The organism is Aureibaculum koreense (assembly GCF_034296135.1).
GTDB lineage: Bacteria > Bacteroidota > Bacteroidia > Flavobacteriales > Flavobacteriaceae > Aureibaculum.
The window spans coordinates 57,197-65,168 of sequence record NZ_JAXKVV010000017.1 but is presented as its reverse complement, the minus strand read 5'-3'; the positions used below and the strand labels follow the sequence as shown (position 1 = coordinate 65,168).

General features: G+C 34.0%; 8 protein-coding genes. 1 reads left to right on the top strand and 7 read right to left on the bottom strand.

Going from position 1 to position 7,972, the window contains the following annotated elements:
• Positions 1-102: 102 nt before the first annotated feature.
• From UMM65_RS13335 to UMM65_RS13305, 7 genes are all read right to left on the bottom strand, one after another.
• A complete protein-coding gene (locus UMM65_RS13335; RefSeq protein WP_321977197.1) occupies positions 103-999 on the bottom strand; it encodes a hypothetical protein in 897 nt (298 codons plus the stop codon).
• Positions 980-2,224 (bottom strand): DNA cytosine methyltransferase, encoded by a 1,245-nt coding sequence (locus UMM65_RS13330; RefSeq protein ID WP_321977195.1) that lies wholly within the window; start codon positions 2,222-2,224, stop codon positions 980-982. The genes UMM65_RS13335 and UMM65_RS13330 overlap by 20 nt, the downstream gene beginning before the upstream one ends.
• Before the next feature lie 404 nt (positions 2,225-2,628).
• Entirely contained in the window at positions 2,629-3,051 is a 423-nt protein-coding gene (locus UMM65_RS13325) for a rhodanese-like domain-containing protein (RefSeq protein WP_321977193.1), read from the bottom strand.
• Positions 3,052-3,171: 120 nt separating this feature from the next.
• Positions 3,172-4,578: an MBL fold metallo-hydrolase gene (locus UMM65_RS13320; RefSeq protein ID WP_321977192.1), complete on the bottom strand. Its 1,407-nt coding sequence runs from the start codon at positions 4,576-4,578 to the stop codon at positions 3,172-3,174.
• Between the two features lie 71 nt (positions 4,579-4,649).
• Entirely contained in the window at positions 4,650-5,339 is a 690-nt protein-coding gene (locus UMM65_RS13315) for a helix-turn-helix transcriptional regulator (protein WP_321977191.1), read from the bottom strand.
• Between the two features lie 115 nt (positions 5,340-5,454).
• The gene (locus tag UMM65_RS13310) at positions 5,455-5,832 is read right to left on the bottom strand and encodes a VOC family protein (protein WP_321977190.1); all 378 of its coding nucleotides are present in this window, start codon (positions 5,830-5,832) and stop codon (positions 5,455-5,457) included.
• Positions 5,833-5,942: 110 nt separating this feature from the next.
• Entirely contained in the window at positions 5,943-7,652 is a 1,710-nt protein-coding gene (locus UMM65_RS13305; RefSeq protein WP_321977189.1) for a SulP family inorganic anion transporter, read from the bottom strand.
• Between the two features lie 61 nt (positions 7,653-7,713).
• Between UMM65_RS13305 and moaD the strand changes: the two genes are divergently transcribed.
• Positions 7,714-7,956 (top strand): molybdopterin converting factor subunit 1, encoded by a 243-nt coding sequence (gene moaD, locus UMM65_RS13300; RefSeq protein ID WP_321977187.1) that lies wholly within the window; start codon positions 7,714-7,716, stop codon positions 7,954-7,956.
• The last annotated feature ends 16 nt before the right edge of the window (positions 7,957-7,972 follow it).

Here is a 7,972-nt window from a genome sequence, read left to right as displayed (position 1 = left end):
CTTGCTTTGAGCATTCATAAGAGCCTTTAGTTCTGATTCACTCTCTTTAATGTGTAAGTCTATTTGTTTTGCCATAAGGCAATTTACAAATAATTGAGTAAATTAACAAGAGAAATGGTATAAGTTGATATCAGCTGTGGAAAGCAAGTAGTAACGGTTTACTTGCGTGGTTTTAAACTTTTCAAACGCATCTCTAATAAGCTGGGCTGTAATTTGTATTCCATGTTTTACTTCTACAGCTTCAAATACTTTTCCCTTAACATCTACAATGTCAATATCTCCTATTCTACCACTTCTAGTATCTGCGGATGTATGGCTTACTATTTCTAAAAGTGTTTTTCCTTGAAATCTTTTGGCTTCTTTCATCAGACATTCATAAGCGGCAAATAATGCCAATACTGGAAGTCGGGAAGCACCATCTGCAGTATAATTAGCATTAAAATGTTTAGTGAGCAACTCAATAATCGTTGCAATTGGAAGATTCAAAGGCTTGGCCAAATCAATCTCTTGACTATTTCTCTTAATAATTAGTCCTTGTAACAAATAGCTTAAACATTCTTCTAAGTCATTTCCTTGCTGAATAAAATCAATTGTTTTCAGAAAAGACTTTTTTAGTGCTTCAGGTCTTATTGCTCCTGAATAGTTTTCATCATAAGGCACTTTTTGTTCAAGTGAACGGGTTAACCACCCGCTCTCGGCCATTGCAGGAAATTTTACGCTTTTAAGAAAAGGTGTAATATATTTTGTGTCAAATGTACGACCCGAATATCCGTTTTCAATACTTGATTGATGACTTCTAATATCTTGAGTCGGATGTAGAATTTTATAAACCAAACTTGTCAAAATTACGGTTAAGACACCTTTAGAAGATTCTGACTTGCTAAGAATCACGTCTAAATGATTAGTAATTTTGTTTGGTAAATCACATTTGATGACATCATCAGATCCAACGATTGTAATAGCTTCTTGAAAGGATTTGTTAAGAAATGTATTCGGCATCAATTGATTTTCTTGTTGTAATTAATTGCTTTTTAATTTGCTTTGCAACTTCTTTAATCATAGGAACTGCAACAGAATTTCCAACTTGTTTGTATAGTTCAGAACGATTATTGATTAGTTTGAAATTTTCAGGAAACCCCATAATCCTATAACATTCTTGAATTGTTAGTTTTCTAACCCTGTTTTTGTGGTAAATCCAGAATCTGCCAGATGATTCTTGTGAAGGTAATGCTGGGTGTACTCCATCAGTTGAATATATCCGGTTTGGTTGCTTATGCACTCGCGATAAATGTTCTGTGTTGGGTCTCACACCAGCTTTGCGAATGGTTTTATTTCTATAACCTACAAAAATTAAACCCGAATCTTGTACCTTAGTTTTCTTAAGAATTGTGTGTGGTTCATCCAAATATTCAAAGTCATTATCTTCATCTAAAAAATCCTTTAAAATCGGCTTTGGACTCGTTTTTAATTTGGAGAAATCGAATTTCTTTTTTTTATGACCAATAATAATTATTCGCTCTCGATTTTGAGGAACGCCAAAATCCGATGCGTTTAATACTTTTTTAGAAACTTTATAACCTAATTCTTCTAGATGTGTTATAATTGTTGAAAGTGTTCGTTTTTTGTCGTGATAAAGTAAATGTTTTACATTTTCCAATAAAATTACTTCTGGTTGTCTTTTTTCGATAATTTTAAAAACATGATAGATTAATGTGCCTCTAGTATCCTCAAAGCCTTTCATTTTCCCAGAAATACTGAATGGTTGACAAGGAAAACCCGCACAGAGAACATTGTGTTTAGGAACAATGCTTAAATCAAGTTTTGTAATATCCCCAAATGGAACTTCTCCAAAATTTAATTCATAGGCTCTTTGAGCGTGATAATTGAATTCTGATGAAAATACACATTTTCCTCCAATTTCTTGCATGGGAATTCTGAAACCACCAATACCGGCAAAAAGATCAATAAAAGTGAATTCTTCTTTTTCCGGACTTGGAAAGGGAATATCCCATTTAATAGGTAGCATTGCTTGTAATTCTGGTTCAGATGCTATATTCAATTCACTATCAAGATTATCAAAATATTTAACAGCTCTCGTTTTGAATGACTTGGACACTTCACTTATTTGATTTTGTAGATAATGAGTAAAAAAAGCTAAATCTTCAGCACTCCCATTCATATTTTCAATATCTAATTCTTTGCGTATGTCTGAGTATTTAAGCATTTTGAAACCTATTTCCAATAAGAGATTTTTATATCTTGGGCTTTTGTCAAAAATAAGAAAATTAAAATGAAAGAATTGTATTAACGAAAACTAATTAAACAAAATTGAATTATGGCTTAGTCCATTATATCTTTTACCCAATCCTCCCCGTAGCACAACTTACAAAAGATTTTGCTTAATGGATTAGAGTACTGGCATCAACAGTTTCAGAATAGCCTATTTTGGAGAGTTTCTCCTTTACTAATTTTAAAACTGATTCATTCTCAGAGTTTACACTGAATTTTGAAGTTTCTAACTCTATATTTACTTCAGAAATACCATCAATAGTGAGTAACCCTTTTTTTTATCGTATAGCCACAACCTCCACATTTTAGATTGAGAATTACTGTGGTTAACAATTTGTTTTACTGTTCTTTTTCTATCTCCAAATTTTCTGCAGACCAAGCTAAAAAGCCACCTTCCATGTCATATATTTTTGTAAAGCCTGCTTCTTTTAGTTTTGAGGAGGCTTTTTCACTTCGTTTACCACTTCTACAATAAAGGTAAACAGGTTTGTTTTTATCTAAAGTTGTCTCGGCATTTTTCACAAAATCCTCTTCTAAAACGTTGATGTTTTTTGAGTTTTTTAGATGTCCCGCTTTATATTCTTCAGGTCTTCTAACATCAATAAGTTGCACATCGGTATTATCAACTTTCTTCTTAAAATCTTGTGGTGTAACCACTTCAACAATCGATTCTTGTTCTACCTCGACAATTTCTTCATAATCGACCGTTTCGTCCAACTTTTCTTGTTTTGTTTTTTCTTGACAGGATAATGTGATTATCACTGTTAAAAAAAGTACGATTTTTAAATTATTACTCACAAAATTCTTATTGATTTTGCGGTGTTCCCCGATAAGTCGGGGCAAGCTGTGATTTTTCTTCGAAAAGTTCATTTTATTATTTTTTTAAAGTGTTGAAGGACAAACATAGTCCGTTTTTTTAATATCTGTTTCCTTAATTGCGGCATAACCGCCATCAATATCTATAACATTATGATAACCTCTGGCTTTTAAGATTGAAGCCGCAATAACCGAACGGTATCCGCCTGCACAATGCACGTAAAAGTTTTTATCTTTTGGAAATTCTGAGATATGGTCATTAATAAAATCCAATGGTGTATTGGGTACATCAACAATATGTTCGCTTTGGTATTCGCCTGGTTTTCTGACATCAAAAATTGCAATGTCATCGCTCATTTTATTTTCAAGTATTTCGGCGGAAACAGACTCTAAGGTATCAATTTCCTTTCTGGATTTTTTCCAAGCTTCAAAACTTCCGTCAAGGTAGCCTAAGGTATTATCAAAACCTACCCTAGACAATCTGGTAACCGTTTCTTCTTCTTTTCCTTTGGGAGTTACCAATAGGATAGGTTGTTTTACATCCTTTATCAACGCTCCTACCCATGGTGCGAATCCGCCATCAAGACCGATAAAAATAGACCTTGGAATAAAACCTTTTATAAATTCTGACTGATGTCTTACATCTAATACCAAAGCGTCTGTATCATTGGCAATCCTTTCGAATTCGTTTGGTGATAAAGCCCTGGTTCCCTTGCTCAACACCTCATCGATACTATCGTAACCTTCCTTGTTCAACTTTACGTTTAACGGAAAATATTGAGGTGGTGGTAGTAAGCCATCAGTAACTTCTTTTACAAACTCTTCTTTGGTCATATCCGCCCTTAGGGCATAATTGGTTTTTTTCTGATCGCCAATCGTACCTACGGTTTCTTTACTTAAATTTTTACCACAAGCAGAACCTGCTCCATGTGCGGGATAAACAATAACATCATCCGCCAAGGTCATTATTTTTGTTCGTAAACTATCATATAAAAACCCTGCAAGGTCTTCTTCTGTTATTTCACCTGATTTTTGTGCTAAATCTGGACGGCCAACATCACCCAAGAACAACGTATCGCCACTAAAAATAGCACGGTCTTTTCCGTTTTTATCTTTTAAGAGATAGGTTGTACTTTCCATGGTATGTCCTGGGGTATGTAGTGCGGTAATGGTAATATCACCTAATTTGAACATCTCACCATCCTTAGCAATATATGAATCGAAATTTGTTTCGGCCGTTGGCCCAAAGACAATTGTTGCTCCTGTTTTTTCGGCCAAAGTAACATGTCCGCTTACAAAGTCGGCATGGAAATGGGTTTCAAAAATATATTTGATTTTTGCTCCGGCTTTTTTAGCCCTGTCAATATAAGGTTGTACTTCACGTAAAGGGTCAATAATGGCAACTTCTCCGTTACTTTCTATATAATATGCTCCTTGAGCAAGACATCCTGTATAAATTTGTTCAATGTTCATAGTTCAGTATTTAATTTACAAAGATACTGACTAATATAAGAAATGTAAGTAACAAAAATTACAAAGAAATGTTAATGGTTATAAGGTTGCGACTTATAATAGGTTTGGAAATCAAATTTTCTATCTTCAAATTTGGTGGGCAATATTTTAAAATTTTGAATGCGGTCAATTCTAAAAGCCCGATAGTCCTTTCGCAAATGACACCAAGCCATTAAAATCCATTTGTTATCAGTGGCAAAAATACCGCACGGTTCTATTAATCTAAAGGAGGAATCAATTTGCCCTGCTTTACGATAATTAATTTCAGTCAAATTAAAATTGGTAATTGCCAATTGCAATTCAGAAAGGGCATTGCTCGGAATTTTTTCTTGATTAAAATTAAAAACATGGATTTTACTGTGCAGCAATTCACTTTTCTGTTGAATGGAAGTTCTGAAGACCGACTTTATTTTGGTCATGGCTTCTTCAAAATCGTTTACAAAAGATGCGTCATTAGATTTATTTACAAGGTGTTGAGCTGTAATTAAAGCATTGGCCTGTTTTTCGGTAAACTGAACGGGTGCAACTACATAACCGTCCATTAAACTATACCCTCTGCCCTCTAAAGTAATGATGGGAACACCTGCAACTTCTAACTTTTTGATGTCTCTGTAAATCGTTCTAACGCTCACATCAAACTTTTTGGAAAGTTCAGTGGCGGTTAAAATCCGCTTTGATTTTAACAATGTTAATATAGCGATAAGTCGAGATAGTTGTTGCATAAATACAAATTTAGTAAAAAGCTCAAATCAAAAAGCCCAGAGAGGGTTTCAAATCCTTTCTGGGCCGGGACTATCAGTCTTGATTCTAGACTCAGGCTGTCTAAATTATTTTTAACTAAGCCATGGAGTGCAATGCCACTTTATTACCTTCGGTATCTGCAAGTAAAGCAAAAAATCCGTTTTCGCCAATATCTGTTTTAGGCATTAAAACTTTACCCCCAGCACGTTCAACACGACTTAAAGGAAGGCTTAAATCTATACCTCCGTTCAAATAAACTGTCGCACCATCCATTGATGGTTTTTGGTCGTCACTTTTAAAAATAGCTCCACCAATCCCGTCTTCTTCGGGTTTGTAGTCGAAAATACCGTATTTCATACTCGTATCTGGCATGGGATGGTCTTTAATTCCAATTCCCAAAACTGTGGTGTAAAACTTTTTTGCTCTGTTAAAATCCGTTACGGGAATTTCAAACCAACTAATTGCACTTTTCATAATTGTAGATTTTTATAGCTTGATAAGATGACAAGCTTGGTTAAACATAATGCAAATGTAGTTGAGGTTTTGACAGATTATGTCAGGGGTGAAAAATTAGTTTAAATTTTCTAATTCGACTGTTTGATGTATTTTGAAAAAGTAGAAGAACTTGTCCCGGTTTTGTAGAATTCTACCGCATCTTGTATGTGCATAAAACAATTTTCAACACCTATTTTATCAATGAGTTTACTTTTTGTAAGATAATCTCTAACGGGACCTTTTACATCCGTAAAGTAAATTTTAATGCCTCTTTTGTGATATTTCGAAACAATATCGTTTAACATGGCGATTCCCGTGCTATCTATATTGTGAATTACAGCTGCATCTATTACAATCAATTTCAACACGTCTCCTTTTAAATTGACCAATCGCTCTAATTTTTCCCTAAAATAATTGACATTTGCAAAATACAATTGAGCATCGAATCTAATGATTAGAATATCATCATCTATAGTAACATCATCAAACCTATCAATGTTTCTGTAAAAATAAGGTGTACCGGGAACTTTCCCCAAAACGGCCATATGCGGTTTAGAAGATTGAAAAATTACGACAAAAATAGAGACTAAAACTCCAACAATAATCCCCTCTTTAATTCCAAAAGTTAGTGTAACCAAAAAAGTAATCAACATCATTATAAAATCCTTCTTATTGGTATTCCACAGAAATTTTATTTCATAAACTTTTATCAATTTTATAACCGCTGTTATAATGATGGCGGCTAAAACTGGTTTGGGTAAATAATAGAATAAAGGAGTTAAAAACAACAGCGTAATCAAGATGAAAAGTGCAGCAAAAACATTGGCTAAAGGCGTATTTGCTCCAGCTTCTTTATTCACTGCCGATCTTGAAAAACTGCCCGTTGACACATAGGCACTAAAAAAAGAGCCGATAAAATTACTTGCTCCTAAGGCAATTAATTCCTTATTGGTATCTAATTTAGAATTCACATCTTCTAAAGATTTTGATATGGATGTTGCCTGTAAAAACCCTGTAAAAGAAAGTGTTAAAGCAATGGGCATTAATTTTAAGAACAAATCGTAATTCATTTCTGGTATGGCAAAAGAAGGCAATCCTTTAGGTATAGATTTTACAATTTCAACATCTTCCAAATAATTATAAGATACTTTCATTATTATAATTCCTAAAATAATGGCGATGAGCTGTCCAGGCAGTTGTTTGTTTATTTTGTGCAACCCGTAAATTAGAAAAATAGCTAAAACCCCTATTAATAAACTGTGCCAGTGCAACGTACCTATGTTATCAAAAAGCCCTGAGAGTATATATTGAATTTGATTGCTTCGGGGTGCATCGATACCGAATAAATCCCTGAATTGACTTAATGCGATAATAACCGCTGCGGCAGTTATAAATCCGGTAAGTACGGGCTTAGAAACAAAATTCATAATAAAACCCAGCTTAAAAGCACCCAATATTAATTGAAAAATACCCGTAAGCAAAGTTGTTGCAAAAACAATAGCGATATAATTTTCAACACCAACAATGGCCAATGTAGAAATACTCGAAGCCAAAATCAACGAATCTAAAGCTGTTGGTCCGGTTGACATCCACTTGGACGTTCCAAAAATGGTATAGATCAGCTGAGGAATTAAAGCCGTGTAAAGCCCATAAATAGGAGGTAAGCCAGCGATTATAGCATATGCGATACCCTGTGGAATTAAAATAATGCCAATAGTTAATCCAGCAAAAATATCACCTCTTAAAAGTGAAGTTTTGTAATTGGGCAGCCAGTCTAATATTGGAAAGATTTTATTCAAAGTATTGTTATCTTTACTAATTACAAAAGTAATGTAATTGAACTGATTTAAATAAAACGATATGCAAATAGAACTATTGCTTTTTGGGATTGTAAAAGATATTATTGGAAAAAGTGCAATGGAATTGCAACTGCCCAAAAATAGTAAAATCTCTAATTTTAAAGCACTTTTAATCGAAAAGTATCCTAAATTGAATGATTACAAGAGCTTTTCCGTAGCAGTTAACGAAACGTATGTTGATAACGATTATTTAATCAAAGAGAATGATGTTGTGGCTATTATTCCGCCGGTCTCTGGAGGGTAAAAGGCTTTTGATTCAA

Excerpts from the sequence above, each read along its gene's own strand:
- UMM65_RS13335 (WP_321977197.1), bottom strand. The coding sequence starts at position 999 with ATGCCGAATACATTTCTTAACAAATCCTTTCAAGAAGCTATTACAATC.
- UMM65_RS13330 (WP_321977195.1), bottom strand. The coding sequence starts at position 2,224 with ATGCTTAAATACTCAGACATACGCAAAGAATTAGATATTGAAAATATG.
- UMM65_RS13320 (WP_321977192.1), bottom strand. The coding sequence starts at position 4,578 with ATGAACATTGAACAAATTTATACAGGATGTCTTGCTCAAGGAGCATAT.
- UMM65_RS13315 (WP_321977191.1), bottom strand. The coding sequence starts at position 5,339 with ATGCAACAACTATCTCGACTTATCGCTATATTAACATTGTTAAAATCA.
- UMM65_RS13310 (WP_321977190.1), bottom strand. The coding sequence starts at position 5,832 with ATGAAAAGTGCAATTAGTTGGTTTGAAATTCCCGTAACGGATTTTAAC.
- moaD (WP_321977187.1), top strand. The coding sequence starts at position 7,714 with ATGCAAATAGAACTATTGCTTTTTGGGATTGTAAAAGATATTATTGGA.